This is a genomic window from Aestuarium zhoushanense (genome assembly GCF_056431045.1).
Genome location: NZ_JBWKMA010000001.1, coordinates 62,020 through 87,450, shown reverse-complemented (window position 1 = coordinate 87,450; position 25,431 = coordinate 62,020). Strand labels below are relative to the sequence as shown.

The following is a 25,431-nucleotide window of genomic DNA, read 5'->3' as shown; positions in this document are numbered from 1 at the left end:
TGGGCTCAAGGTCGCCCGAGGCAAGGCCGGTCTTTGTTGGCGTATGCCGAAGCGTTCGTCAATGTTCCAACCCCGTTCACAAATGATGTGGTCGGGTTTTGTCGATCGGCCTTGGGTCAGGCGCTCTATCCAGCGTTTGTCTTGGCGCCTATCATCATCGCAAACCAAGAGGTCGGTGGCAGTGCCGCGCCAGCGCTTTACTGCAGGCAAAATCTTAGTTGCCGGACCAAAATCTTCGTCGCATTCAATGACTGTTACCCATTCCGGCAGAGTAGGAAGTCTAGGGCGTTCCCCGGGGAAACGCCTATACGTACGTGGTAAGGTGAGTTCGACTTTGTCGGGCTTAATGGTTTGGTTCTCTATCGCCTTAAAGCGCCTTGGGAGGCTATCAAATCGGGGGGGGATTGCTGTCAGTGTGACGACGATTTGGCGAGGAATATTGTTTAGCATCGTGATATTTTGGCCATTGATTTTACCTTATGTACCTGATTTCTATCTAACCTTGAACGATTAACTGATATCGGATGATAGGTGTCTCTTATAGCGATCGGTGGGTCGGAAGACGTGATTAAATTTTGCGACGTTGTTCTTTTTCTTTAACTTTTTGACCATCTCATAGTACGAGGTTTTTGGTTGCTTAGGAAGCAACTGGGTCATGAAAATTCGCTGTCCACAGCGTTTTGTGATTGTTTAGAAGTAAAGGACTAACTTTATGACACGCCTCTACGACAGCCGTAAACGCATTCTGGTTACTGGCGGGGCTGGCTTTGTCGGGTCTCATCTGATTGATCGCCTGCTTGAGCAAGGTCACGAAGTGATATGCGCCGACAACCTTTTCACGGGAAGCAAACGGAACATTGACCACTTACATAACCACAATCGGTTCGAGTTCATTCGACATGATGTGACCTTCCCGCTTTATTTGGAAGTCGATGAGATTTATAACCTCGCCTGCCCTGCATCACCGGTTCACTACCAATACGATCCGGTCCAGACGACTAAGACTTCTGTTCACGGGGCCATCAATATGCTCGGCCTCGCGAAGCGCTTGAACTGTAAAATTTTCCAAGCGTCGACGAGCGAAGTCTACGGCGATCCTTCCGTGCACCCTCAACCCGAGAGCTACTGGGGGAACGTTAATCCGATCGGCATCCGGTCTTGCTATGACGAAGGCAAACGTTGCGCTGAAACCCTATTCTTTGATTACCACCGTCAGCACAACCTCAACATTAAGGTCGTCCGAATTTTCAACACCTATGGCCCGCGCATGCACCACGCAGACGGTCGCGTTGTTTCTAATTTTATCGTCCAAGCCCTGATAGGCGATCCAATTACGATTTATGGTGACGGCTCGCAGACCCGATCCTTCTGCTATGTTGATGATTTGGTGGAAGGATTCATCCGCTTTATGGAGAGCCCATCTGAGGTTACCGGACCGATTAATATGGGCAACCCAGGTGAGTTCACGATGCTCGAACTCGCCGAGAAGGTCATCGGACTGACAGGCTCTAAATCCAAGCTTACTTTCCAAGACCTACCATCTGACGACCCCAAGCAACGCCGCCCAGATATCTCCTTGGCTAAGTCAGCCCTCAATTGGGAACCCAAAGTCGATCTGGAGCAAGGCCTCATTAGGACTATCGACTACTTCCGCAGCCGCGTTGCTGAATTGAAGCACGTGTGACGTGAATTAGAGAAGTGCAATGCTGGTAGATGGTATCTACAAATTGAAATCTCCTATTTGGGGTGCTTAATGGTGAGAAAGAAATTTTCCAAGAAAATCAATTCCATCTTAGTTAAGAGGTATCTCGTTCGGGATAGCATATTGCCTAGTATTGAGTTTCCGTATTCAAAAGGATGGGCGTTTCGTGCAGAATCATACGGTGGAATTGATAATATTTACTCAGCAACTGAAAGTTTGACGTCCGAGAAAGAGTTTTCGAAAATCTATAAGAAAAACAGTTCGAGTTATTGGCTAAAAACCGGTAGTCGAAAGTTTCCAAACCTTGATCATTTTGTGAATACAGTACTGCCGTATCAAGAAGTGCCGTTCATACTGTTTTGCAGTGATGGAGATTTAACCTTTCCGGGCGATGCAAATGGCGAAAGTGTGAGTTTAATCTTAAGCCATCCTTTATGCCGAGCGATCTATGCGCAAAATTTGGATAACACTGACTATCAGAATAAAAAGCTTAGGCACATCCCAATTGGTCTTGATCTTCATACATACCGAAAAGATGGTATGGGTGGAAATTTATTTGAAAGTTATAGAAAAATCGCCGAAAAATCTTCTAAATTTAGATTCAGGAAGAATAAAATTTTTTCCGATATAAATCTGAATCATACAAATAGAGTTAGGAATGTTGCGTCGCAACTATTGAAAGGTAACGAAAACTTTTCTTTTCTCCCCGAAAGAATTTCGCAGCTTGCTCTCTGGAGTACGTATGCAGAGCATAAATATGTGCTGTCACTACCGGGAAACGGCTACGACTGTCATCGTACCTGGGAGGCTCTTGGCCTTGGTTGCGGAGTTGTTACCATCTCTTCGCCGTTGGATGATATGTTTAAGAGATATCCTGTTTTTATTGCAAATAATATTGCTGAGATCGCAGAGGATGGTTTCAATAAGAGAATTGAGTGTTTTTTTGAGCGGTGCGATTTTGCTAGAAAAAGAATTACGTTCAATGAATTTTACGAGAATAATTAAACTTGATGTATGAAGATATCAAAAATGTCTGAGATTGTCGTTTCCCTCACTACAATACCGCCAAGAGTTAAATATCTCAAATACATGATCCAATCGCTTCGTATGCAGACGTTGAAGCCAGATCGTGTTGAGTTGAACCTTCCGCGCGATTACAAACATCGAGGCTTTAGCCAAGCTGAATTGGCTGAGATACCTGAAGATTTCACGGTTGTTCAGTGTGACGACGTCGGACCTGCAACAAAAATATTACCAACACTAAAGAAGTACCATGGCAGAGATGTAACTATAGTTTACTGTGATGATGATCGGGTTTATCCAACTCATTGGCTTGAGCGACTATATAGCCTCTCATTGAAGAGGCCTGGCCACGCTATTGCGGACGAATGCATGCCAATCATGAAGGCGGTTATTTCGCATCGAGGTGTCAAGAAAGGTCTATCTTATCGGCTAAAGAGGGCACTTACTCTGGGTGGTTTTGACCCCTATCATTTTTATGATAGAGATAAGGCGAGAAATCCTGATATCGTAGAGGGATTTGGGGGAGTTCTTGTAAGGCCGTCATTTTTTAACGACCAGGTTTTTGATGTACCGGTCCAGTGTTGGCCAGTGGATGACATTTGGCTTTCCGCAAATTTGAATTTAGCTGGTACGCGAGTTCATTATTGCGACGTTAAAAGGAAATATAAGAGTTCTGCATTGGAAATAAATGGGAAGGATTTAGGGCGCAGCGAGCATTCTTTGACCACATCTAGTTTTGATGGAAAGGCGCGTAATGCATTAAATTATGAAGCAATAAAGTTTTGTATCTCTAACCTTGGTGTTTGGGAAAAATATTCATATTTGTTCGAGGATGGAGATATCTAATTCTTCTTTGATCTTTGTGTCAATTTGAGTAAACGTTATCGGGCCTTCAGGGCCATCTTCCACGTCGGTAAAGTGTGTCACCTGAGGGACTCTGGCCCTTCTTATCCGATTTTAGTCGTAGCTGCGGATTTCCGCAGGTGATCCTCGTTCCTGTCTGTCCTACTTATGGTAATGGCTTAGGCGAAAGTTAATCAATGAAGCGGCTAGAACTAACCCTTAAGGCGTTCTCCCCCGAATTTGCAGTGTTTGGCGTTTACTGCGTCGCCTTTTTGCTGGTCCAGTATGTCACTCGCCCGCTGCAGGATCTTATCGCGCCGACGCTCGTGGGGACTTTGCTCTTCCTGCCTCACGGTGTGCGGGTAATCGGCGTCTGGCTCTTTGGGATCCGCGCGATCCTGCCGCTCATTGTCGGTGAGGCGCTTTGCATACACTTCCTAGGCTTCCTAAATTTGCCACTCGTCCCACTTCTACAGGGCGCAGTGGTCGGTGGCGTATCCTGCTTCCTCGCCTTTGAGATCTTCCGTGTCGCGGGTCACGACCTCTATCTCGACGGCGGCGGCACGCGGGCCTCGTGGCGGATGTTAATCCTGCTCGCGGGTGTTGGATCCGTATTCAATTCTCTCGGTCACACGATCGCCTACCGCGATACGTTTTCCTTTGAGGATGATCTCGTGCAGCTGCTATCGTTTCTGATCGGCGACATCGGCGGGACCTTTGTCCTCCTCGTCGTCTTGGTCTTTTTTAACCGATCTCTGCGTCGGCTGAAGATTTAGTGAAGGCTGCCTTGACGCGCTCTTCGTTGTCTTGGTCGACATGGAGCTGGTTCATGAAGCTCAGCTTTGCCACGGCCTGAGCCGTGGTCAGCACGTCGAGTGCATCGCGGGCCGACTTCAGGTGTTTCTCGACCGTCGAGAGGGTAACACCGAGGATGATGGCGATTTCCTGTCCCGTTTTGCCGCGTGCAATCCAGCCCAAAATCTCGCGCTGTTTGGCGGATAGTCGACCTTCATTCGAGGGGAAGGGCAGGGACCGCGCCTTGAGGTCGAAGGTGTTCCAGATCGCCTCAAGATCTTGTTGGTAAGAATTCCAGATGAAATCGACGTCGTGTTGCGTCATCCCTCGGGCGGCACATATGGAGGCCACAGATTTTTGCCCAGGAAGGGCATTGGGGAAACTTGCGGTGTAGCCCGCGGTGACGCCGAAGCGCGCGTTTGCCTCGAGTAAATCTCCGGCCGAGGCAAGCGCCTCCTTTGGGAGGTTTGCGACCTTTGACCAACTCACGAAGCCTGTATTGTAAAACGACCATATGAAAAACGGGGATCTCTTAAACTTGCCACTCCGGATGAAGAAATCGGAGTACTCGGGGTCGTGGTTGCTGAGCACCATGTAGTCGGCCTCGTCGCCGAGGTTCCTACCGGAAGTGAAGTGGCTCCGCCCATACATCAGCCGCGTGAACCGGTAGCTGGCCATTGCCTCACACAGCTTCTGCCACGCGCTATCGAGGGTCTCTGCGGTCATGATGGCATTTAAGATGCCGACGGTATTGGTATTATTCACGGGTGCTATTGGGTCCAGGTCTCATCGCTGGACTCAGCTTATCGGCAAAGCAGACCGCTCCGGCCAGACTATATTGCGTAAGAAATTTGTTCTATTCGTATAGCGCGATAGGCAAACTGAATTGCGTGGAGCACTTGATCGCTGGCGGGGGGTGACGTGATAGCAAAAACTGGGCTTGCATGGCGAGGAAACGCCACGCCGATTTGCTTCGGATGAGGCCGCGTCTCGCTAACTCAACGCCAGTGACACCTGATCCGTGCGACGCGCGATTTCCTCCGCCAATTTCCCCAGAAATCTGGCTGCGCTGACTGTCGCCGTTGCGTGCTTCGGGCTTGAGGGGTGTTCGCGCATTTCCAGCCCCAGCTCAGGCAGGTCGCCGCCGCCGAAGATGAAGTGGCTCGAAATCCCGAAGAGAGTGGCGAGGAGGTCATGAGCCTCACATTCGGTGTGGTGCAGGCTGCGCCAAGTGACCCACTCGGGCGTCTCGCTCTCAAATGGCTCCCACAGCTCCGCCCCCGAAAACCAACCCGCGTCGATCATCTGCCAGTGCAGCGGCTGGGGGATCACCTCGTGGGCGCCCGCGCCCCAGAGGCTGTCTAAGACCTCGGGTCGTATGAGTGGCCGGGGAGTGTAGGGCGCGTCGGTGCGCAGCAGGATTTTTCCAGACGGCTGGCTGACGGGCAGGAGCCTGCGGTGTGGTCGCAATAATTCTGGCGGCTCGGCCAAGGTCTCGGGCGAGGTCGCAAAGAGGCTTGGTGCCACGAGGACTGATTTTAAGAGGGTGCGTCGATCCATGGTAGTTACTCCGGATGGTTGCTCCATCCGGTGGGCATGGCTTCGCATTTGGAGGTACTCTTTCGTTGCACGTGGCCACATCCCCTTGCGGAAACCACCTTGCCAAGCGGGGCAGGTTGGTGCGGGCATCGGCCCGGCTCTTGATGAATGACGTGAAGGTGACGTGTGAGTCGGTCGGTGTCAATCGGAGTAGGGCAAAAAAACCGGCCACTGGGGCCGGTTCGACTGTGTATAAAAGCGGTGAGAATGCCTGATAACGAACTCTATTGGGGTGTCGGCTTTAATCGACAGTGAACTGCCTTAGTTCAGCGCGCGAGACGGTTTAGCCGTTGTTTTCGTCCAAATCGATGCGAAGGCGGCCACGGAGGTAGTAGGCTGTAAAACAAGCGTTATTACTCATCAATCGACACCACTTTTTTTGCTTGAGCCAGATTGCCCAAGTAATCACCATAGGCATTCTTACCGAATTTCTTGGCGCGAGTGTCAAGCTGGGATGCATCAATCCAGCCCATCTCGAATGCCACCTCGTCGGGGCTGCCCACTTGCTGGCCTTGGCGTTCGGTCAGCGTGCGCACGAAGTTGCCGGCGTCAAGCAGGCTGGCGTGGGTTCCGGTATCGAGCCATGCGTATCCGCGCCCCATTTTTTGTACGTTAAGAATGCCGTCGTACAGGTAGCTTTCTAAGAGCGACGTGATTTCCAGTTCCCCGCGAGCGGAGGGGCGCACGGCGCGGGCGCGGGCGGGCGCTGTACCATCAACGAAGTAGAGCCCCGTGACGGCATAGTTCGAGGGCGGCACGGGCGGCTTTTCGATGATGTTTTTGACCGTGCCATCTGCGTCAAAATCCACCACTCCATAACGTTCGGGATCTGACACGCGGTAGCCAAACACCGTGGCGCCATCGGTGGATTGATCTGCCTCTTGCAGAAGGTTTGGCAGGCCGTGGCCAAAGAAAATGTTATCGCCCAATACCATGGCCGCGGGGCTGCCAGCCAAAAACTCTTCAGCCAAAATAAAGGCCTGAGCCAACCCATCGGGGCTGGGCTGCACCTTATACTGCAGCGTGACGCCCCATTGGCTGCCATCGCCTAGCGTGCGGATGAACTGCTCCTGGTCATGCGGTGTCGTGATGATCATGATTTCGCGAATGCCCGCCAACATGAGCACAGTTAGCGGATAGTAAATCATCGGCTTGTCATAAATTGGCAGCAACTGCTTCGAGACGCCCATGGTAATGGGATAAAGCCGGGTGCCGGAGCCGCCAGCCAGAATTATGCCTTTGCGCTGCTTCATTTTAAAACCTCTAAATCAATTAAACAGTCCTTCAGTCCAGCCTGCCAATTTGGGCGGGGCAAACCAAATACGGACATGGTCGTGTTACAATCCAGACGACCATTCAGCGGGCGAGCGGCCGGCGTGGGATATGCGCTGGATGGGATCCCATTGACGCGTGTGGATCTGCCCGACATCTCAAAAATGGTGCGGGCAAAGGTATACCAGCTGACATTGGGCTCGCCGCTGAAATGGTAGGTGCCACTCTTGCTGGGTGCATCTTGCAGCTGCTGTGCGATAGCAAGGCAAGCCGCCGCAATGGCCCGTGCCGGTGTCGGTCCGCCAATTTGGTCATCCACTACGCTGATCTCGTCGCGTGTGCCTGACAGGCGCAGCATGGTTTTTACGAAGTTCGCGCCATGGGCGGAAAAGACCCACGAGGTGCGCAAGATGGCATACGTTGCACCGCTTGCGCGAATGCCTTCCTCGCCCGCCAATTTGCTGCGGCCATAGGCGTTGGTAGGGGCGGTGGCATCATTGGGTTTCCACGGAATATGGCCAAGGCCAGGAAATACATAGTCGGTGGAGATATGTACCATGGGGATATTCAGCGCGGCACACGCTTCAGCCATTTCTGAAGGTGCCCTGCCATTGAGGGCAGTGGTCAGTGCTTCTTCCTCTTCTGCGCGGTCAACGGCCGTGTAGGCGGCGGCATTTATCACAGCACGAGGACGATGGGCGAGGATAGCGGCAGCGCAGGCGCCTGGCTGCGTCAGATCGGCTGTTTCGTGCCCGAGGGCCAGCAGATCCAGCGTCTGAGCTTCTGCCAAATACTGCAGCTCGCGCGCCACTTGGCCAGTCCGGCCAAAAACCAGCAGACTGCTCATGGCGCGGCTGTTCCAAGCCGATGACCTACACCGTTGCGGTCTAGCAACGGGCGCCACCATGCCTCGTTGTCGAGATACCAGCGCACGGTACGCTCTAATCCTTCTTCTACCGTCACGCTGGGACGCCAACCCAGCTCGTCGCGAATGCGCGTTGGGTCGATGGCGTAGCGCGCGTCATGGCCAGGGCGATCGGTGACGAAGGTAATCAAATCGGAATAAACCCCCGCCGCTCGTGGATGCAACCGATCAAGGATTTGGCAAATTGTTTGCACCAGCTGCAGGTTTGTGCGCTCGTTCTCGCCACCGATGTTATAACTGCGCCCCACCGCGCCCTTTGTGGCCACCAACAAGAGCGCGTCGGCATGATCTTCAACGTACAGCCAATCGCGGATATTGCTGCCATCGCCGTAAATCGGCAGGGCCCGCCCCGCTAGCGCATTCAGAATAACCACCGGGATCAGCTTTTCTGGAAAGTGATATGGTCCGTAATTGTTGGAACAATTGCTAAGAACGACGGGCAAGCCATAGGTCTCATGCCAGGCGCGCACCAGATGGTCTGACGCGGCTTTCGAGGCGGAGTAGGGACTGCGCGGATCGTATGCCGTGGTCTCAGTGAACTGCACGGCCGGATCTGCGGGTAGCGAGCCAAATACTTCGTCTGTCGATACGTGATGAAAGCGAAAGCCATCAGGTCGTCCTGCAGCCTGCCAATATCTGCGGGCGGCCTCAAGCATGTTGAATGTGCCAGTGATATTGGTGTCGATAAAATCGGCGGGCCCATCGATAGAGCGGTCGACATGGGATTCCGCAGCCAGATGCAGCACTATATTGGGTTGGTGCGTTGAAAAGGCCTCATCTAGTGCTGCGCGATCGCGGATATCGGCCTGCTGAAAGGCGTAAAGCGGGCTATCTGCTACAGACGCCAAGTTGGCCAGATTAGCGGCATAGGTCAACGCATCCAAGTTGACCACCTGATGCCCGCGTGCCACCGCCAGCCGCACCACGGCCGAGCCGATAAACCCCGCTCCTCCTGTGACCAGTAGCTTCATCTTTTATCCCTCAAAGGTGAATGGGCTGTCAAAGTCAGCCAGCAGCGGGGCCGCGGCGTCTTTTTCACTGAGTACTGGCGAGCTGGTTATGGGCCAATCGATGCCGATATCTGGGTCATCCCAACGCAGAGAGCCCTCGGTTTCGGGAGCGTAATAATCGCTACATTTGTAGATAATCTCGCTCTCAGGCTCGAGTGTGGCAAAGCCATGGGCGAAACCCACCGGGATATAAAGCTGTGCGCCGTTTTCCGCGCTGAGCGTATAGCCCGCCCAGCGGCCATACGTGGGGCTGCCGCGCCGAATATCGATCGCGACGTCGAAAATCGCGCCTCGTCCACAGCGCACGAGCTTGGCCTGAGCATGTGGTGGTGCCTGAAAATGCAAGCCCCGCACCGTGCCCACAGCCGCGGAAACCGAGTGGTTGTCTTGGACGAAAACGGCATCGATACCCAAGGCAACGTAGCTTCGCTTGCTATAGGTTTCGGCAAAGAACCCCCTGTTGTCGCCATGGCGGCGAGGAGTAACCAGCCGCACATCATGAAGCGCTATTTTTGCAATGCTCATTTCTAACATGTTCCTCTATTACCCTTTCGCCCCTTGCCCACGGAAATAAATATCTTCGTATCGGATAATGTCGTCCTCGCCGAGGTAGCTGCCGGTTTGTACCTCGATCAGGGTGAGAGGCACCTTGCCGGGATTTTTCATGCGGTGGACGGCGCCGAGGGGGATGTAGACGGATTGGTTTTCCGCAACGAGTTTCACGTTGTTGTCGACGGTCACTTCGGCGGTGCCTTCGACGACAATCCAGTGCTCTGCGCGGTGGTGGTGGCTTTGGAGTGAGAGCGCCGCACCGGGGTAGACGACGATGCGTTTCACCTGGAAGCGCTGGCCAACGACAAGGCTTTCGTACCAGCCCCAGGGGCGGTAGTCGCGCGGGAGCGTTTCGGCCTGCGGGGCGGCTTTGGCTTTAAGGGCGGCAACGGCCTTTTTGACCTCTTGCGCACGGTCCTTGTGGGCGACCAGCACCGCGTCGGGCATGGCCACCGCGATGATGTCTTTTAGACCAATGCCGACAAGCTGCTGCGCTTCGCTTGTCGCCTGCAAAAGCGTCTCATGGCAATCAAGCGCGGTCGCGGGGCCAGTGGTCACCGTACCAAGGGTGTCTGCCTCGGCCTCGCGCCAGACCGCCTGCCAGTCGCCAAGGTCGGACCAAGCGCCCGCATAGGGGACAACAGTTAGGTTCGGCGCGCGCTCCATCACGGCGTAGTCGATGGAAATATCGGGCAATTCTGCCCATGGCTCGGGAGCAAGGCGAGTGAAGGATAGATCCTTCTCGGCAGCATCAAATGCAGCGCGGGTGGCATCAAGAACCTCGGGTGCGTGGTCGGCAAATGCTGCGAGGATCACGGATGTCGAGAAGATGAATATCCCCGCGTTCCACAGGTGCATGCCGCCCGCAAGGAGCGCCTCGGCCTTGGCTAGGTCAGGCTTTTCGACAAAGCTGCGAAGTGGCTGTGGAAGGGGGGAAAAGTCCGACGTGGGCGTCGAAAGCTCAAGCCAGCCATAGCCTGTCTCGGGGCGGTCGGGGCGGATGCCGAAGGTGACAAGCTGCCCGGCGGACGCGGCAGGTGCGGCTGCCTGAACGGCATCGCGGAAGCGGGCAGCGTCGGGGATCACATGGTCCGAAGGCGCCACCATCATCAATGCGCTTGGCGCACGGGCATCCAGCGCCAAAGCGGCGGCGCAGATCGCTGCGGCGGTGTTCTTGGCGGAAGGCTCGATCAGGATGTCGGCGGGAGAAATTTCAAGCGCGGCTAGTTGCTCGATCACGATGAAACGGAAGTCAGCAGCGGTGACGATAGTGGGCGCGGCAAAGCCATCCCCTGACAAACGACGCGCGGAGGCCTGATAGAGGCTCTCCTCTCCGGTCAGCTTGACAAACTGCTTGGGGTAGGACTTGCGCGACAAGGGCCAAAGCCGTGTGCCGGAGCCGCCACAGAGGAGAACGGGGTGAATTTGGCTTTCCATAATAACCTCTTAACGCCTGAAAGTTTTGGAATTGGCCAGAAACCATTGGTATGTTTCCTCGAGCCCTTGAGCCAATCCGATCTGTGCCGACCAGCCCATCTGGGTCAGTCGCGAGACATCCATCAGCTTTCGCAATGTGCCGTCGGGTTTACTCGGGTCGGTGACGATGCGACCCCTAAAGCCGGTGATAGCCGCAACCTTCTGTGCCAGTTCAAGGATTGAAATATCGGTGCCGGAGCCGACGTTGATGTGGCTGAGCATCGGCTGGGTGTTCGCCTCATAGTCGGCCTTCGGCAGATCAAGCACGAAGAGCGAGGCAGCGGCCATGTCGTCAACATGCAGAAACTCGCGGCGTGGGGTGCCGGTGCCCCAGATTGTCACCTCTTTGGTCCCCGATTGCGCGGCCTCGTGGAAACGTCTGATCAGGGCGGGGAGCACATGACTATTCTCAGGGTGAAAGTTATCGCCGGGGCCATAGAGGTTGGTCGGCATGACCGAGCGATAGTCGACGCCATGCTGGCGGTTGTAGCTCTCGCAAAGCTTGATCCCCGCGATTTTGGCAATGGCATAAGGCTCGTTCGTGGGTTCTAGCACCCCGGTCAGCAGCGCATCCTCGCGCATCGGCTGTGGCACAGCACGAGGGTAAATGCAGGACGAGCCAAGCTGCAAGAGCCGAGTGACGCCTGCGGAAAAGGCCTGATGGATGACATTTGCCTCGATCATCAGGTTGTCATAGATGAAGTCGGCGGGGTAGCCGTTGTTGGCGAGGATCCCACCCACTTTGGCAGCGGCAAGGATTACCACATCGGGGCGCTCCGCCTGTATGAATGACCGCACAGCGGACTGATCGGTGAGGTCAAGCTCGGCATGGGTGCGGGTGACGATGTTGGTTTCGCCGCGCGCCTGCAGTTGCCGCAGGATCGCCCCTCCGACCATGCCACGGTGGCCTGCGAGGTATATCTTGCGCATCGCCTCAACCCTCGATCGAAATGGGTAGGTCTAGCCCGTGTTCGCGCAAGAGCCGCGTGCGGCGCGCGTTTAGCAGGTCATGGGCGACCATCTCAGCGCACATCTCTTGCGTGGTAATTTCGGGTGTCCAGCCAAGTTTGGCTTTGGCTTTAGATGGGTCACCGAGTAGCGTTTCGACCTCGGCAGGGCGGAAATAGCGCGGGTCGATGCGTACGATCACATCCCCGACCGAAAGTGCGGGCGCCGCATCTCCTTCGATCGCAGTGACAATGCCGATCTCTTCTAAGCCTTTGCCTTCGAATCGCAACGTGACGCCCAGTTCGGCGGCGGACCATTCGATGAACTGACGCACAGAGTATTGCACGCCGGTGGCGATGACAAAATCGTCGGGGGTGTCTTGTTGAAGCATCATCCACTGCATCCGGACGTAATCCTTGGCATGGCCCCAATCGCGCAGCGCGTCGATATTACCCATGTAAAGGCAGGGCTCCAAACCTTGCGCGATATTGGCGAGACCGCGGGTGATTTTGCGGGTCACAAAGGTCTCACCGCGACGGGGGCTTTCGTGGTTAAAGAGGATGCCGTTGCAGGCATACATTCCATAGGCCTCCCGGTAGTTTACCGTGATCCAATAGGCATACATCTTGGCCACCGCATAGGGGCTGCGCGGGTGGAACGGCGTAGTCTCGTTCTGGGGGATTTCCTGCACGAGGCCGTAAAGTTCCGAGGTCGAGGCCTGATAGAAGCGGGTCTTCTTCTCCAGCCCGAGAAAGCGAATTGCCTCAAGCAGGCGAAGCGTGCCTGTCGCGTCGACATCGGCCGTGTATTCTGGCGCCTCAAAGCTGACAGCAACATGGCTTTGTGCCCCAAGATTATACACCTCGTCGGGCTGCACCTCTGACAGAATTCGTGTCAGATTGGAGCTATCGGTGAGATCGCCGTAATGCAGCTTAAACTTGGGGTTGAGATTGTGCGGATCCTCGTAAATGTGATCGATCCGCTGCGTATTAAATAATGATGCGCGGCGCTTGATGCCGTGGACCTCATAGCTCTTTCCGAGCAGAAATTCTGCAAGGTAGGACCCGTCCTGCCCGGTGATGCCAGTAATGAGAGCGCGCTTGGTCATAAAATCACTTTATCCTTTCGATTGAAACGTGCCACTCCGTAGAAACTCACATGCGTCATTGTGACTCGATCCACGAAGCGGATGTTGGATTCCGATCGTTATCTTCGCAAAAATCGTGTGTAAACGAAGGCTCGCAGGCTCGAGGGAATAAGAAACACTGCCGAGCGCATCAGGCCATCTACGAGTGCGGCGGAATACCCCTTCAAATTGCAGCGTACCAAATGCCGCTGAAGGCGAATTTCCGACAGTGCATATTTTAAGCCTCCCCGACGGCCATACATCGCGCGACCTGTCGTAGCGCGGACCAGCACATCCGGTAGATTGGCTGTGCGAGCGTTCAGCTTTAGGAGCGACGCCCATAAGGCATAATCCTCTTTCAGGAAGATATCTGGATATCCGCCCGCGCTACGTGCAAGCGCCGCTCGCATTGCCACAGTCATATGATTGAAAGGGTTTCGCTTGGATGCGAACTTGCGAATATCTTTGTGATTTTCGACGGTACGCCGGGTCGCAAGTTTCGTACCATCATGGTCGACTTCCACAATGGCGCTCCCGAACAGATCAAGTCTATCGGCTGACGCTGCCAGAGCTTTGGCCATAGCCGAGAAGCGATGTTGCAGGTTGTAATCGTCTGCGTCGGCGCGGAGGATCCATTCTGTTGCAACCAGTGCCAGTCCTTCGTTCAGCGCTCCAGCGAGGCCAATATTTTCGTCAAGGCAATGTACGGTGATCGCAAAGCTACCTTTTAAAGACTCAATCTCTTGCTCAAGCGCGCCGGAAACTGGACCATCGACCACGAGAATGAACGCATCGGGTTGTAATGTGTTAGAGAAAACGCTTTCTACTGCCATACGAAAGAGAGCGGGGGAATCGCGATGGTAGACCGCCATCAAAACGGTAAAACCACCAGGGAAGGTTGCTTCATTCATATCACATGCGCTCCCAGCTCTGCGGTAAGAAATCACTGTCGTCCATTGACGGATCTGTAAACCACCGCTTAGGGGCAATGACACGTTTCTGGGATGACGGATTAAGCCAAGCGCCCCACCAGCTGTACGAACTGTTGGCGATGATGTGATGATCACATTGCGACATTAGATACATATCTTTGTAGCTGTCAGCGCCTATATTTCCCTCGATAAAATTGGTATTAGGGTGCAGCTTGTGAAGCGCTTCGCGTGCCCACACCGGATCGTCAGAAAAAACGTGGACGCGAGTGTCACAGGTTTCCAGGTCGAGGCTGGCCAGCGCTCGGAAGTAGTAATCTGCATTGCAGGAGGCGTGGATTGATCCCGCAAGCAGATAATCTCCACGGCGCACGTGAACACTAACGTTGATCCGTTCCTTATTGGACAGGGCAACATTTTTGACGCCCTTAAAGGTGAACGCGGCACGAATCTGGTCGATGATAGGAGCAAAGTAGCGTTCGGATTGCCAATAGCCGTGGATGTAGCCTCCTGCATCGAGGCTTTTGGCCAGATTTATATCAAATGTAGTCCCGCGCTCTATTCTAAAATGTTTTCCAAGCAAGCTTTGTGGAACTTGGTATTTCATCATTGCTCGACGACACGTGGGGTGGGCGCGAAGTTTTCCGATCATCTCTCGGAGCTCAGAGGTGGTTGCCATCGGCACAGTCAAACCGAATACGCGGTCAAGTTCATAACCGTTATGCGTGTTTTGCTGTGCGAATATATCCGTTGTGTATCGCACCTCCTGAGTTGTCGCTGCCGCAATTGCTTGCCCACATGCGTATTGAAACATTTGGTTGCCAAGGCCACCCACAATGTTAACGATAATCAATGCGAAAGCTCCTTCTGCGTGTCTTTTGAAGCAAAGCGGTACTCCAAATTCCCATCTTCAAAACGGCCCATGCCAAGGTTTCTATCCAAAGTAGTCGGGCGCCTAGCGATGCCTGCAGCCAAAGTTTCGCTTTAGGGTACCTCTCCGCTAATACCTTTCGCTCTGCGGTGTCTATCTCAGTTAGGTGGTCGGACAAATGCGCAGTGATAGTACCTACGTTGCGTTGTACAGAGGCGATACGGATGTCAGTGGCGACCGCCCATTTGCTTGTCCTATCAATAAGCCGCCTGTAAAAGTCTACATCGATCAGCCAGCGAAGATCTGGATCGAACCGGGGTGCGCAATCACGACGGATTATAAGGGTCCCCGTGGGACCTATGACATTGCGCCTGAACAGGTAGTTCGGCGCACGCCGTGGAACCCAGCATCGAACCCACGAGGGCACATGACGACGAATAGGGTCCAAGTTTTCATTAACCAGTACCAGATCCAGCATGTAGACATCTGCACGAGATCTGATTGTTAAACGATTGCGCAACATATTCGTAAATCCTCGATCGAGCGGCACCTCATCATGATGTAACAAAAGGACATACTCACCCGAGGCCGCATCAAGCAATGCATTCCAATTCGCTCCAGCGCCTAATGCTGCACCAACATGTGTAGGATTATGGCGGTAAGTCAAAAGTGGTATTGTGTCTGCAAAGCCCATGATCGTTGATTGTATTCCTGAATCAGGAGTATCATCAAAAACAATAACCTCGATGTCTTCGCATGTAGGTGAAAGCACTTCTAAAATACGCTCTATTCCAGCTCTATAATTGTATGTTGGTATCAAAATGCTCAAAAGTATGGGGGGCTTCGATGTTATATGTGTCATGGAAAAGTTTATTTTGCGCCAATTATAGAATGTGTTGATCGAAGTGCCAATCAGCCCTCAAATCGCATTTTTTGCGACAATGTCCCGCTTCGGTATAAAAAAGGAAGAAGTGGCGATAATGATAAAGAAATAACCATAATTGAACACCTTTTCAAAGCCACTATTGACAAGAATTGTAAAGGCCAGTGCTAAAAAAGAAATTAATTTGTAAATTCCATCCTTATAAAATAAAGTCAGGAATTTATACATCATTAACGCAAGCAAGATGAGCCCAAAAACGCCATATTCAGCAATATAAGTAACTGCAAATCCATCACCAGAAACCTTGCCGCCTATGGATCCAAATCCGGAATTTACACCTACAGCCACTCCAAACAAAATTTCGACTACAGATACCTCATTTAAGGCAGCACTCCACCCATTAAGTCGACTTACGTCACTTTGGCCGGACAGCTCTGCACTTAATTCCTGAATTAAGTTTAAATAATGCAGTATTATGTCAAGCTTGATAATAATTAATATTGCAAAAAGTAGTATCGTTAGAATCGCAATTCTCCTGCCATAAGTAAATGTCAGCATGGAAATAACGAAAACAGAAATTACAAAAAGAGATCGAGAAAAAGCGAAATAGACTCCAAACCCAAAAGCTATTATATATGCCATCGAGAGAATTTTCTTTTTTTGATGGCGAAAAATAAAAAATAAAAGAGAGCAGAAGGACAGATATACTGCATAATCGATTACAGTGCCTCCCACACCGCCAGTTGAGCGAAAGTAGCCCAGGTGGTTGCCACTTGTTATATCATTTAGTCGCGAAATCAATATTTCGGATAGTGGGCTTAATGGGGTTTGGAGAGCTGAAACCGTAGAGGTAAGTGCCAAATAAAAGATTAATATTTTCAACACGGCTTCACCATTAAAATTACTCACTCGATGTTTAAAAATTATATAGAGAAAGTATAAAGATAGCACCCTTGACGCAGACAGAGATATGGCAACAGACGAGATACTCGCATTCGCCCCAGCAGTGAATAATAGATATTGTTTCATAATCATAACGGCATGATATAAGAAAAATGCGCTTGAGAATAAATCGCCAACTTTGCCGTTCTCATTAATCAATATTGCGATGCCAAAAGATAATATCAATGAAAGCTGCAAAAATGAAGCCAATGAATGGTGAAATCCCAAGAAGGCCAAGGGGATCTTCGCTGCGTTCAATAATACAAAATACATCACAAATTTAGTCAAATTAAATGTCATGACGCGCTTTCTTTTATGATGCTTTCGCGATGACCATAACGCCCCGACCTTACTGAGGCCAGATTGTGGGCAATGGGTACGCCGCTCGTTTTCATGATCGCCCATAGCACCATCAGGGTTTCAGACCAAGTGCCCCGACGATGTGCCAGCATTATGTTGAGGCTATGCCCGCAGCTGCAGAATACACCATTGAGCGTGTCGCCTATCGTGCCCTTGAGCGCGCCGCTGCTGAGGCGAGCATAGTTCTGCCGCAAGGAACGGCCTGCTATCTGCGCGAGCGACATCAGAGGCTGCTCCGCACTCTGGTAGAGTGGCGGATCCGTCAAATGGGTTTTCGCCTTCTTAATCATGAGGGTGTCTTCGATTACCGCTTCGATACTACACTTCGAGATCCGGCAGTCTTGCGGCACGTCTGGTTCTTATTGGTCAGCAGCCACCCGACTCCCGCTTCGGCAATCCGCTGCCGAAAACGCATTTGCGAGGAGAAACCGAGCGAGGGGCGGTGCCGGAAGAACGTCATGCAACGGAAGTGCAGGTAGTAGGGAGTCTCCACCGACATTCGTCAACAGCCACGTCTTATAACCGGTATGTGTGCTGTAAGACGAGTAAGCCCGAGATCCGCGCGCAGACGTCGCCGAGTGTCCGTCGTTCGAGGGAAAAAACCTGGTCCATTCCGTCTCGAAGAATTCCCAGTCAATCACCGCCGCCAACTACTCCGGCTCATGTCGATCGTATCGAGCAAGCACGGTCGCAAGAGAACGCTCTGTTCGCGGACCTGGGATTTGGACTTCATCATCCGATCCGAAATACGCAAGGTTTTCATCCATGACCCATCTAGCAAGTCCTGCAATTTCAGAAATTTCAAAATCACACTTGGGAAACCTGTTCAACGCATTGGCAATCTTTCAGATTGGACTAACTCTGGGAAATTATATATTTTACCGAAAAAAACACTATCGCAAATCAACTAAAAAGTGACCGAACTCGCTCAGGTCTCCCCGTCCGATGATACATAGTGCCGTAAGAGACGCAGCAAAGCGGCGTGCCTTTCTGTATTATTATCTTTATATGTGAGTTTATGAACAAATGACTTCGAAAAATTCAAAGACTTCATGGATGTCCAATCGCTTTTCAGAAACTCCTCATAACAATAGTGATTGTTCTCGGAGTAGTGCATTGATTCAATGCCATCTTTCTGAAGTCCCCCTTGGGACGCGAAGACAGAGAAAATATAGTGGTAAAAAAAATACGATTCAGGGCGTTTCGCACTCGTCCAATAGTACTCGAGAAAAGAAACCATTTTCCTAAGAATTTCATTTCCGCTAGAAACTGCATATATCAACTGATTTGATGAGTGCTGGGATGTATTCTTGCGAAAGCGAAATAAGAACAATTCATGCTCAAAAATATCAGGCGAAATCAGATCCGAAAAGAATAAGGTTGAGTCAACCCACATTCCTCCATACATTAGAATGAGTTTGGTTCTAACATAATCAGAATAATGCGCCAAGCTGATCGTTCCATCACGTAACCGTTTTTCAATGACCCAAGGGATATCAATATAAGACTTCAAATTTTCATAATTTAATTCAATTAGGTTTAACCCCTGCTTTTTTGTTATATAACCAATTTGCAGCCTGCAGGTCTTGACTACTTCCGGTGCAACGTCAAAACCTTGATGCCAGTAAACAAATATATTTTTTGACGGAGACCGCTCCTGCAGTCGACCAACCGATTCATTCTCTGAGCGCAAATGATTCCCTTCAACATCTCTATTTTTGCCAGAAGCAACAAAGTAATTGTAACGCGTAACGATCATTTTGAAGTAGAAATAAGAGAAATTGTCCCAAAATTCTCTGAGGCCGATTATTTTGGCGATTTCTCTGCCAAAATCAATCCAACCGAGATTCTTCGCAGTCTGAAACTTAGAAATCAAAGTCGTTAACATTAGGGTACCTCGATTTTTCCTATTTTCCGCCGTTATGGGCCAGTTCTGGCGGCCTGAACCCTGCGGGAAGTGACTTTCCGGCTTTTTCAGGACCATAGTCTGGGCGATCCCGCCCAGTTGGCCTAGCGCCTTGCGTAACGACTTTAACGACCGAGCATGGAAATAAAGCCAGACCCAGCCCGAAAGGCGCGGTACGGGGATGTAGTAGTTCGTACGGAGCAGCAGATCTGCCATCTGCCCCCACGCCATCAGTCGCCTATGCGCCGTCTCATACGGCCGCGCACCTAAAGTTGTTCGTGTTCTTCATCACCATGGTACCCAGAAACAAAACTATGACGCTCCGAGATCAAATTGTCCGTCGGTCCCGCTTCGACCATCTTGGTATGGTTCTGCCGGTCAGGCTCGGGCGCAAGAGACAGTCTCGTTCGCGACCGCAGGATCGGGGCCTCATAACTTATTCCCAAATTGTAGTGTTTTGAGCCAAGACCTACCAATGTTGTAGTTTTGGGAAATCTAAAAACACACTCCAGAACCCATCTCAACGCGAGGTAATAGTTCGGGTTTGAACTGAAAAGAAAAAAGTGCATCTATAAGTCACTTAGCTATATTTTCGAAAGTCATCAGTCTCTTAATCAATACACCAAATATGCCGCTCAACGAAAATTGGAATAAATTATTTTTCTTATTTTGTGAAATATATAGAAAATATAATACGTTCTCGCATGGGCTGCGCCAAGCTTTTGCATCGAAACTTTAACGCTCTTCATGTTAGTTAAAAAATTAACAATGTCAAAGTTTGGCATTGCGCGTTGATTGTATCCAATCGTGTTGCAATCATGCTGGCGGTACTGTGTCAAAGGAAGAGGGATCCTTATGAATTTTCCTTCTGCTACATAATTTAAAATTACGGCATTCCAGTCATGCATTAAGCCAGTGCAGCCAACTTTGACCATCTTATTTGCAAGATCGGTTGTAAGGCCCATGCAGCAACCCGGAATATAATTCTCATATTTGAGTTGGCTTAGCGGGAGTTCCAGTTCGATAACCTTTCTAAAGCCATTTAGGTTTCCAAAAACTAGATAGTCATTAAAAAGGATGGCGCTTTTATCTTTAAGATTTTCCTTAAAATATTGTTCTCGAAACTTTTCCACCTTATCAATTGCCCAAAGATCGTCTTGGTCGCAAAAAAGTATCAGCTCTCCGCGTGCTTGTCTTACGGTCTCCAAAAAATTCGCCTCTGGACCCAATTTACCTTTTTTATCCTCAATTATTCGAATAGTGTGACGCGATTCCTTCTTGAACTTCTTCAATATCTTCAATGTATTGTCTCTGGAGCAATCATCTCTGACTATAATCTCAAAATTTGGTCCTTGCTGACTTTCTAAAGTCTTCAAGAGAGAAGATATGTACAGTTCGCCATTATAGGTTGCCATGCAAATCGAGATTGTTACACCTTTAGAAGTCGTCATCCACCTCCACCCCCAATTTTCGAAAAATTTCCGCTTGTTGTAAAAATGCATTTTCCCCAATTCCATAGAAATTTATTGGAGCTGCTACGCACTTTGAACTTGGACTAATGAGTTTCATTGTGATCAAAGCGCTACTGCTGATTGATACATAACGAGAAAAAGCTGTGTCATTGAGCTCAAGCGGTTTTAGGTTTTCCTGCATCGCCACATTATTTGTTTTAAGAAAATTGTTCAATTCAACAGTTATCTTTTCATTGGGGTGAGCCCGGTATTCAATGGTCTTACCATTGGCTATTTCTCTTAGTATAATACGCTTAACTTGCGATTCATAAATTTCGACACGGTTTGGCTCGGTATATTGGCCTAAAAATAGGGTCGTGTCTTTAATTTTTTGTTTTGAGCTAAGCTGGATTTGTGTGAGGTTCAGACAGTTGGGCGGAATAAGTGCGTTTTTCGTCAAGTAGTAACATGTGTTGTATGGTCTTACTCCGCTGGAATATATATCGTCCACAGGATATATATATCGCTTTCCGCAAATGATGCGGGATGCAATTTGAGTATTCAATTTTTGCGATGCATTCTGCGGGTAAGCTCCTTTGGTATCAATATAGTTAAGGATACCATCCGGAATAATGTTAATTTTGCACTTGGTGTAGTGGACAATCCAATTGGTTATCGGGTGTGCTGCGTGATTCAAGTAAATCTGGATATTGTTCTCGCCGCAGGAGTTCATTAGCTTTGATAGGTAGCGCTTCGCTTGGCGTAGCTTTAATATCCGTTCTATGGTTGAATTGTAAGTGTATGATCTACTTACTTGGCTTCGTTCGTAAACTACAGGCCATGCTTGAATTTCAATTATTTTCCAATTCTGCTCGTGATTCACTAGCGAATTTAAGTAGGCATTAACGATTGGGGTTGTTGCTATTAATATATGCAGTTTGCTCATTGATTTACACCATCAAGTAACGACAGATAAGGCAAATGATCGGGCCCTGAGTTGCGTGGATCTGTGGCGGCTCCTTCTTCATTATCCATTTAGCGATTTCAAATGGTCGGCGGGCGTCGGCCACAATAAGTGGGAAGGAGTTTATTTTCTGTAAAGCAAATTCGTCGAACTAGTTGGCTTCCAATAATCTCGCCTGGCATCCTCAATCAGAAATAATTTCTATATTTTGGCATCGCGTTAAGATGGAGCGCAATTAGCCAGGTTATAAAAAAGCGTACTGCCATTGTGGCGAAAAAGGTTACGGATGCTCCAACGGCACCCCATATCGGCACGAGCAAAATAATTAGTAGAACATGAATAACTCCAGTCGCTATGGTTATTAGAGATATAGTTCGTGTTAGTCTGTGAAATAATAAATAATTTGATACCATCTGATACATGCCGTTTATCATTTGCCCTGACACTAGAAATTTAGCCGATTCTCCAGCGCCTCTGAATTCTTCGCCAACGATCCATTTGGTAATGTGCGGCACAGTAAGAAATGCAACTAATGCCATAACAAAAATCACCGCAAAGACTTTATAGGTGTTTTGTGATGAGGACAGTCTTTGCTCCTGCTCATCATTAGATAGATTGGCGTATAGCCATGGAGCATAAGCTTTATTTATTCCATCGAATATCAGAGTCACAACCATAGACAGCTGTACAGCAACCATATACTTTCCGGTCTCCGCCAATCCCATCTCTTTTGTTACAATTAGTCTGTCGAAACTGAAAATCAAAAACGTTCCCAGAACATGAGGAATTAATGGCACTCCAAACTTCAAAATTTCTCTTATGTAGTTGGGGCGCCAGATAGGTCGCCATGACAGTCCACTTTTGGAGAGAGAGTGTGCGGCAAGCAAGGCTATAGCTGAGGCGGACGCAATTTGTGCTTCAATACGACCAGCTGCACCTCTTAACCATATAATAACCATTATGATTGACAAAGCGAAGTTTAGAAAACTCAAAATTGCCTGGAGACTAATGTAAGGCACCGGCATATTTCTAATTTGCCATTGATTGAGCCGAACTCTTATCATAATTGTCGCAAACGCAGTTAATGCTGCCATGTAAAGCCATTTTTTCTGGAGTTCAAATAATTTTTCGATCAAATCACCTAAAGTAAAAGTTAGGATGAGTAAAATTATTGTAAATAGTCCAACTAATTGAATAGCTGAAACTATGAACTCGTTCATTTCCAGTTCGTTAACTCCTTTATCAAAATATTTTCGACCAGTGGCGCCGTCGATACTAAGTCCCGTTAATGCAATAATCACAGTTAAATACATTTGAAATAATGCTACCTCTCCGAATTCGGAGGGTGTGAGTTCTCTTGTCATTATTGGTAGTAATAAAAATGGTACTCCTGCGACAATAATGTTCCCAGCTAAGTATGTGAATGCTGACCCCAATAGATTTCTCATATTTTTACCGTTTGTACTCTATAATACTAAGGTTGCTAGCGTTCAGAGTCGCATATGTGGTGTCGATCGACCGGTTTTGTCGAGCACATCGAGTGCGCCGCTCGCGCGGGGGAGAATGTCATTTGCGGTCTTTCTCCAGTCGAATTGCTTTGACTGGGCGTTGTTGTTCAGGAGGTAATGGCGATTGAGTTTTCGAGATTATCGACGATGGCGTAGTTTCCGAAGCGGATGTGCTTTGTGTTCACTTTGGTAAATAAGCCACCAAAAGGATTATCTAGGAAGCGCTGTTGGGCGTGAAATGCAGCTCGAAGCTGTTGTTTTTCTCCAGTCAAGCCTGCACTTTGGGCGTCGTGATGGGGGAGTATTTTTCGAGAACCGGATGGATGCTGCAGGGCCTTCTTAACGGCTCCATCGATACGGTTTAGGAAATCGGAAACTCTAGAGCGCGGTCACGCTGACTGCATTTCCCGATGACAAGGCCCAACTTGACTTCCGCTGCGACGTAGAGCTTTGTTGTTCTAAGACGCTTATATTCAGAGGGTCCGTGGCAGCACGTCTCGTCTTGAACGTGAAAGCGCTAGATTTCTTTTAGGGCTCGCGTTGCGGTGTTCATAGCAGTCGCGGGCTTATAAAAATTCATTTGACCGCTGTTGGGATATGCCCATTCCACGTTGCGAGTTGCCGCTCGGCTGCGTTGAAGTCATCTGGCGTATCGATGTCGATCGAGCGGTCCTGCGGCATTTGGAAGCCTAGACTGTCCTCGAAGACTAGTCTCTCCTCGGTTCGGAAACGAGCCACATTTATAAAGTAGAACGCGCCGTTCAGCATCATCGCTTTGGGTAGGTTTTGACGGTTCAGCCCAGATGGCGGCTCCGGTAAAAGACGCTTAAGCTTCCCGTTGCCGTCGTCCCCGTACATAAGCCAGGGCGACTCGACGGCCTCGCAAACAGAGACACATCCGCCTGCATCCGGCGTGCTCCGCCATAATGCAAACCCAGCATCCAGATCGGCCGCCGTGCGGAACGGTGAGGTAGGTTGCAACAGCACTGCAAGGTCGAATCCGTGTATTGTTTTCAACGTGTGTTTCATCACATCGACCGATGTGGACGTATCCGAAGCCAAATAGGAGGGACGCATGAACGGCACCTCGGCGCCCGCGTTTCGTGCTGCCTCCGCGATCTCGGCATTGTCTGTAGAGACCACTACGCGGGATACACATTGTGCCTCCAGCGCTGCGCGCACCGTCCATGCGATGAGCGGCATTCCACCCAGCAGACGCACATTTTTGCGCGGAATCCCCTTGGACCCACCGCGTGCAGTTATCACAGCCAGAACGCCGCTCATTTTTCAAACACCGTTTCGTATTCGGCGCGTGCACGGTTCAGATCTTCGATGCGACCGATGTCCAACCAGTATTCCCGCACAGGGAACACCGAGACCTGGTGCCCAGCACCCTTCACCCGGGCGATCAGGTCGGGCATGTCTAGGGGCTCATCGTTCTTAATATACTCGAACACCAGCGGCGAGAGCGCGTATATGCCTGCATTTACAAGGTGCCGATGCATCGGCTTTTCCTGCATTGACACCAGCGTGGTGCCCTCGGTGTTCAGCACGCCGTAAGGCACCTGCATGTTGAACTCGCGGGCGCAGATAGTCACTGCCGAGCCGGTTTCGGTATGAAAATCCATCATCGCGCCAAAGGAGGTCGTTGTTAGGATGTCGCCGTTCATCACCACGAAGGGGTCGTCCGGTCGCTGGCCGAGTAACGACAGTGCGCCGCCGGTGCCCATACGCTTTGTCTCTTCTACATAGTCGATCTTGACGCCTAGGGCGGACCCGTCGCCGAAATGGTCTCGGATGGCGTGGCCGAGGTAGTTTAGCGACAGGGTGAAGCGGCTAAAGCCCTGGTCCTGGAACTGCGTCACGATGCGTTCCAGCAGGGGCTTGTCACCCACCGGGATCATCGGCTTTGGCACCGTTTCGGTCAGCGGGCGGAGGCGCTTGCCCAGGCCACCGGCCATCAGGATGACGTGGGTAGGGCGCGGCTCAACTCTAGTCATGCCCTCGCGCAGCGCCAGCGCCACCAACCGTCCGTCAGGGTCTACCACGGGGATGTGGTTCAGTCCGCGTTCCCGCATCAGCCGCTGCGCCGAGGCGGCAGAGGCCCCCTTCAGCAGCGTCGTGGGATTGCGGTGCATGATCTCGGAGACGGGCGCGTCCATCCCTAGTCCCTTTAGCAGCCCGCGTCGCACGTCGCCGTCGGTGACGGTGGCGACCAGCACGCCGCTGTCGTCGGTGACCAGTGCTATCTGCCGAGCGGAGCTGTCGATGACTTCCATGACGCGGCGCAGCGAGGCGTCCCCCTGCAAGGTCATCGTCTTCAGGTTTGTCATCATCTCGAATTTA

The 25,431-nt window shown here is 50.7% G+C and carries 24 protein-coding genes and 1 riboswitch; of the genes, 4 read left to right on the top strand and 20 right to left on the bottom strand.

Annotation, left to right across the window (positions count from 1 at the left end; translation table 11 throughout):
• Positions 1 to 712: 712 nt before the first annotated feature.
• The 4 genes from AC07ED_RS00420 to AC07ED_RS00405 all read left to right on the top strand — a co-directional run bounded on the left by AC07ED_RS00420 (position 713) and on the right by AC07ED_RS00405 (position 4,344).
• The gene (locus AC07ED_RS00420) at positions 713 to 1,684 is read left to right on the top strand and encodes a UDP-glucuronic acid decarboxylase family protein (protein WP_105236600.1); all 972 of its coding nucleotides are present in this window, start codon (positions 713 to 715) and stop codon (positions 1,682 to 1,684) included.
• Positions 1,685 to 1,825: 141 nt separating this feature from the next.
• Complete coding sequence (locus AC07ED_RS00415) at positions 1,826 to 2,707, top strand: hypothetical protein (RefSeq protein WP_158664597.1); 882 nt, start codon at positions 1,826 to 1,828, stop codon at positions 2,705 to 2,707.
• Positions 2,708 to 2,731: 24 nt separating this feature from the next.
• Positions 2,732 to 3,571: a glycosyltransferase family A protein gene (locus AC07ED_RS00410; RefSeq protein ID WP_105236598.1), complete on the top strand. Its 840-nt coding sequence runs from the start codon at positions 2,732 to 2,734 to the stop codon at positions 3,569 to 3,571.
• Between the two features lie 194 nt (positions 3,572 to 3,765).
• Complete coding sequence (locus AC07ED_RS00405; RefSeq protein WP_105236597.1) at positions 3,766 to 4,344, top strand: hypothetical protein; 579 nt, start codon at positions 3,766 to 3,768, stop codon at positions 4,342 to 4,344.
• Here AC07ED_RS00405 and AC07ED_RS00400 read toward each other — a convergent pair.
• The 20 genes from AC07ED_RS00400 to AC07ED_RS00305 all read right to left on the bottom strand — a co-directional run bounded on the left by AC07ED_RS00400 (position 4,313) and on the right by AC07ED_RS00305 (position 25,418).
• Positions 4,313 to 5,128: a helix-turn-helix transcriptional regulator gene (locus tag AC07ED_RS00400; protein ID WP_158664596.1), complete on the bottom strand. Its 816-nt coding sequence runs from the start codon at positions 5,126 to 5,128 to the stop codon at positions 4,313 to 4,315. The two genes, AC07ED_RS00405 and AC07ED_RS00400, sit on opposite strands and share 32 nt — an antisense overlap.
• Positions 5,129 to 5,356: 228 nt before the next feature.
• Positions 5,357 to 5,923: a hypothetical protein gene (locus tag AC07ED_RS00395; RefSeq protein WP_105236595.1), complete on the bottom strand. Its 567-nt coding sequence runs from the start codon at positions 5,921 to 5,923 to the stop codon at positions 5,357 to 5,359.
• A 51-nt stretch (positions 5,924 to 5,974) separates the two neighbouring features.
• Positions 5,975 to 6,075, bottom strand: a riboswitch (SAM-I-IV-variant riboswitch).
• 240 nt (positions 6,076 to 6,315) lie between these two features.
• Positions 6,316 to 7,215 carry a glucose-1-phosphate thymidylyltransferase RfbA gene (rfbA, locus tag AC07ED_RS00390; RefSeq protein ID WP_105236594.1) on the bottom strand — a complete coding sequence of 300 codons (900 nt, stop codon included), beginning with the start codon at positions 7,213 to 7,215 and terminating at the stop codon, positions 6,316 to 6,318.
• Entirely contained in the window at positions 7,212 to 8,081 is an 870-nt protein-coding gene (gene rfbD, locus AC07ED_RS00385; RefSeq protein WP_105236593.1) for a dTDP-4-dehydrorhamnose reductase, read from the bottom strand. Before rfbD ends, rfbA begins: the two co-directional genes overlap by 4 nt.
• Positions 8,078 to 9,130, bottom strand: a complete 1,053-nt coding sequence (rfbB, locus tag AC07ED_RS00380; protein WP_105236592.1) for a dTDP-glucose 4,6-dehydratase — start codon at positions 9,128 to 9,130, stop codon at positions 8,078 to 8,080. The genes rfbD and rfbB overlap by 4 nt, the downstream gene beginning before the upstream one ends.
• 3 nt (positions 9,131 to 9,133) lie before the next feature.
• On the bottom strand, positions 9,134 to 9,694 hold the full coding sequence (rfbC, locus tag AC07ED_RS00375) for a dTDP-4-dehydrorhamnose 3,5-epimerase (protein WP_105236591.1): 561 nt from the start codon (positions 9,692 to 9,694) through the stop codon (positions 9,134 to 9,136).
• A gap of 18 nt (positions 9,695 to 9,712) precedes the next feature.
• Positions 9,713 to 11,158 (bottom strand): mannose-1-phosphate guanylyltransferase/mannose-6-phosphate isomerase, encoded by a 1,446-nt coding sequence (locus AC07ED_RS00370; protein ID WP_105236590.1) that lies wholly within the window; start codon positions 11,156 to 11,158, stop codon positions 9,713 to 9,715.
• A 9-nt stretch (positions 11,159 to 11,167) separates the two neighbouring features.
• Positions 11,168 to 12,127: a GDP-L-fucose synthase gene (gene fcl, locus AC07ED_RS00365; RefSeq protein ID WP_105236589.1), complete on the bottom strand. Its 960-nt coding sequence runs from the start codon at positions 12,125 to 12,127 to the stop codon at positions 11,168 to 11,170.
• A gap of 4 nt (positions 12,128 to 12,131) precedes the next feature.
• Entirely contained in the window at positions 12,132 to 13,253 is a 1,122-nt protein-coding gene (gene gmd, locus AC07ED_RS00360) for a GDP-mannose 4,6-dehydratase (RefSeq protein WP_105236588.1), read from the bottom strand.
• A 98-nt stretch (positions 13,254 to 13,351) separates the two neighbouring features.
• Positions 13,352 to 14,182, bottom strand: coding sequence for a glycosyltransferase (locus tag AC07ED_RS00355; protein ID WP_105236587.1), 831 nt, complete (start codon positions 14,180 to 14,182; stop codon positions 13,352 to 13,354).
• Between the two features lies 1 nt (position 14,183).
• Positions 14,184 to 15,053 carry an alpha-1,2-fucosyltransferase gene (locus AC07ED_RS00350; RefSeq protein WP_105236586.1) on the bottom strand — a complete coding sequence of 290 codons (870 nt, stop codon included), beginning with the start codon at positions 15,051 to 15,053 and terminating at the stop codon, positions 14,184 to 14,186.
• Positions 15,040 to 15,933 (bottom strand): glycosyltransferase family 2 protein, encoded by an 894-nt coding sequence (locus AC07ED_RS00345; protein WP_105236585.1) that lies wholly within the window; start codon positions 15,931 to 15,933, stop codon positions 15,040 to 15,042. The genes AC07ED_RS00350 and AC07ED_RS00345 overlap by 14 nt, the downstream gene beginning before the upstream one ends.
• 57 nt (positions 15,934 to 15,990) lie before the next feature.
• Positions 15,991 to 17,301: a hypothetical protein gene (locus AC07ED_RS00340; RefSeq protein ID WP_158664595.1), complete on the bottom strand. Its 1,311-nt coding sequence runs from the start codon at positions 17,299 to 17,301 to the stop codon at positions 15,991 to 15,993.
• Positions 17,302 to 17,893: 592 nt separating this feature from the next.
• On the bottom strand, positions 17,894 to 18,061 hold the full coding sequence (locus AC07ED_RS00335; RefSeq protein ID WP_158664594.1) for a hypothetical protein: 168 nt from the start codon (positions 18,059 to 18,061) through the stop codon (positions 17,894 to 17,896).
• A 123-nt stretch (positions 18,062 to 18,184) separates the two neighbouring features.
• Positions 18,185 to 19,378, bottom strand: a complete 1,194-nt coding sequence (locus tag AC07ED_RS00330) for a capsular polysaccharide synthesis protein (protein ID WP_158664593.1) — start codon at positions 19,376 to 19,378, stop codon at positions 18,185 to 18,187.
• 419 nt (positions 19,379 to 19,797) lie between these two features.
• Positions 19,798 to 20,613: a glycosyltransferase gene (locus AC07ED_RS00325; RefSeq protein WP_158664592.1), complete on the bottom strand. Its 816-nt coding sequence runs from the start codon at positions 20,611 to 20,613 to the stop codon at positions 19,798 to 19,800.
• Positions 20,600 to 21,559, bottom strand: a complete 960-nt coding sequence (locus AC07ED_RS00320; protein WP_158664591.1) for a hypothetical protein — start codon at positions 21,557 to 21,559, stop codon at positions 20,600 to 20,602. The genes AC07ED_RS00325 and AC07ED_RS00320 overlap by 14 nt, the downstream gene beginning before the upstream one ends.
• 206 nt (positions 21,560 to 21,765) lie before the next feature.
• The gene (locus AC07ED_RS00315; protein WP_105236580.1) at positions 21,766 to 23,025 is read right to left on the bottom strand and encodes a lipopolysaccharide biosynthesis protein; all 1,260 of its coding nucleotides are present in this window, start codon (positions 23,023 to 23,025) and stop codon (positions 21,766 to 21,768) included.
• A gap of 636 nt (positions 23,026 to 23,661) precedes the next feature.
• Complete coding sequence (locus AC07ED_RS00310) at positions 23,662 to 24,369, bottom strand: acylneuraminate cytidylyltransferase family protein (protein WP_105236579.1); 708 nt, start codon at positions 24,367 to 24,369, stop codon at positions 23,662 to 23,664.
• On the bottom strand, positions 24,366 to 25,418 hold the full coding sequence (locus tag AC07ED_RS00305; protein WP_158664589.1) for a nucleotidyltransferase family protein: 1,053 nt from the start codon (positions 25,416 to 25,418) through the stop codon (positions 24,366 to 24,368). Before AC07ED_RS00305 ends, AC07ED_RS00310 begins: the two co-directional genes overlap by 4 nt.
• Positions 25,419 to 25,431: the final 13 nt, after the last annotated feature.

What these genes read in the sequence shown, in the direction of transcription:
- fcl (WP_105236589.1), bottom strand. Translation starts at nt 12,127, where the DNA reads ATGCGCAAGATATACCTCGCAGGCCACCGTGGCATGGTCGGAGGGGCG.
- AC07ED_RS00330 (WP_158664593.1), bottom strand. Translation starts at nt 19,378, where the DNA reads ATGGCAGATCTGCTGCTCCGTACGAACTACTACATCCCCGTACCGCGC.
- AC07ED_RS00340 (WP_158664595.1), bottom strand. Translation starts at nt 17,301, where the DNA reads ATGGGCGATCATGAAAACGAGCGGCGTACCCATTGCCCACAATCTGGC.
- AC07ED_RS00325 (WP_158664592.1), bottom strand. Translation starts at nt 20,613, where the DNA reads ATGACGACTTCTAAAGGTGTAACAATCTCGATTTGCATGGCAACCTAT.
- gmd (WP_105236588.1), bottom strand. Translation starts at nt 13,253, where the DNA reads ATGACCAAGCGCGCTCTCATTACTGGCATCACCGGGCAGGACGGGTCC.
- AC07ED_RS00370 (WP_105236590.1), bottom strand. Translation starts at nt 11,158, where the DNA reads ATGGAAAGCCAAATTCACCCCGTTCTCCTCTGTGGCGGCTCCGGCACA.
- AC07ED_RS00405 (WP_105236597.1), top strand. Translation starts at nt 3,766, where the DNA reads ATGAAGCGGCTAGAACTAACCCTTAAGGCGTTCTCCCCCGAATTTGCA.
- AC07ED_RS00310 (WP_105236579.1), bottom strand. Translation starts at nt 24,369, where the DNA reads ATGAGCGGCGTTCTGGCTGTGATAACTGCACGCGGTGGGTCCAAGGGG.
- AC07ED_RS00345 (WP_105236585.1), bottom strand. Translation starts at nt 15,933, where the DNA reads ATGACACATATAACATCGAAGCCCCCCATACTTTTGAGCATTTTGATA.
- rfbC (WP_105236591.1), bottom strand. Translation starts at nt 9,694, where the DNA reads ATGAGCATTGCAAAAATAGCGCTTCATGATGTGCGGCTGGTTACTCCT.
- AC07ED_RS00320 (WP_158664591.1), bottom strand. Translation starts at nt 21,559, where the DNA reads ATGAGCAAACTGCATATATTAATAGCAACAACCCCAATCGTTAATGCC.
- rfbA (WP_105236594.1), bottom strand. Translation starts at nt 7,215, where the DNA reads ATGAAGCAGCGCAAAGGCATAATTCTGGCTGGCGGCTCCGGCACCCGG.
- AC07ED_RS00420 (WP_105236600.1), top strand. Translation starts at nt 713, where the DNA reads ATGACACGCCTCTACGACAGCCGTAAACGCATTCTGGTTACTGGCGGG.
- rfbB (WP_105236592.1), bottom strand. Translation starts at nt 9,130, where the DNA reads ATGAAGCTACTGGTCACAGGAGGAGCGGGGTTTATCGGCTCGGCCGTG.
- AC07ED_RS00395 (WP_105236595.1), bottom strand. Translation starts at nt 5,923, where the DNA reads ATGGATCGACGCACCCTCTTAAAATCAGTCCTCGTGGCACCAAGCCTC.
- AC07ED_RS00315 (WP_105236580.1), bottom strand. Translation starts at nt 23,025, where the DNA reads ATGAGAAATCTATTGGGGTCAGCATTCACATACTTAGCTGGGAACATT.
- AC07ED_RS00305 (WP_158664589.1), bottom strand. Translation starts at nt 25,418, where the DNA reads ATGACAAACCTGAAGACGATGACCTTGCAGGGGGACGCCTCGCTGCGC.
- AC07ED_RS00410 (WP_105236598.1), top strand. Translation starts at nt 2,732, where the DNA reads ATGTCTGAGATTGTCGTTTCCCTCACTACAATACCGCCAAGAGTTAAA.
- rfbD (WP_105236593.1), bottom strand. Translation starts at nt 8,081, where the DNA reads ATGAGCAGTCTGCTGGTTTTTGGCCGGACTGGCCAAGTGGCGCGCGAG.
- AC07ED_RS00355 (WP_105236587.1), bottom strand. Translation starts at nt 14,182, where the DNA reads ATGAATGAAGCAACCTTCCCTGGTGGTTTTACCGTTTTGATGGCGGTC.